This is a genomic window from Synechococcus sp. R55.2 (assembly GCF_047462075.1).
Taxonomy (GTDB): domain Bacteria; phylum Cyanobacteriota; class Cyanobacteriia; order Thermostichales; family Thermostichaceae; genus Thermostichus.
Map to the genome: position 1 here is coordinate 1 of NZ_JANSIH010000216.1, position 735 is coordinate 735.

The following is a 735-nucleotide window of genomic DNA, read 5'->3' on the forward strand; positions in this document are numbered from 1 at the left end:
GGGTGATAGACGTCAAAGGGCGCCGCGTCTTTGCCTTTGGGCTAGCTGAGGGGGGCCAGTATCGGGCCATTGCCCAGTCACAGGTGCTCTCAGGTCTGAAGATAGACCTTCTCGAGCAAGCCCTGGAGCGGCTGGCCGAGGAGACCAACACCGCTGCTGCCAACTGGCTCCTCCAACAGTTGCAAAGCCGGGCTTAAGAACCAAGATTGATATGACTGTCATCTCCCTAAAAACCTCAACCCCCCCTATCCTCGAGCGCCACAGCGCCACCTGGCAGGACTACGTGGCTATCCGCGACCATCCCGCTGTGGATTGGCAGAAACTTTCCTTTTATCAGGGCTGGTTGTGGGTCAACATGGGCAAAGAAGGGCCAGAGCATGCCTCCGTCAGCGATTTCATCACCATCGTCTTTGGTTTTTGGGCCTTTCTCCACCCCGATGTCCCCTTGCAGTCTTGTGGTCGCTGTCTGATCGAACGCCCCGAGACCCATGCCTGCGCCCCCGATCTGGTGCTCTACAAAGGCGATAACATCCCCAAGTACCAGCCCGGTGAACCGCGGCGGATTGATCTGCGCTACCAACGGGCGCCTGACTTGGTGGGCGAAATTGCCGATACTACCCTCAGCATTGATCTGGATGAGCAAAAGCAACTTTACGCCAGCTTGGGTATTCCCGAGTATTGGGTGATAGACGTCAAAGGGCGCCGCGTCTTTGCCTTTGGGCTAGCTGAGGGGGG

The 735-nt window shown here is 57.7% G+C and carries 1 protein-coding gene and 1 pseudogene; both read left to right on the forward strand.

The features are described from left to right. Positions 1-197: pseudogene (locus NW838_RS07550) on the forward strand (Uma2 family endonuclease); the annotation flags it as partial. Between the two features lie 14 nt (positions 198-211). Continuing rightward, positions 212-735 (forward strand): Uma2 family endonuclease (locus NW838_RS07555; RefSeq protein WP_414427789.1); only part of this gene is annotated, 524 nt, incomplete at its 3' end.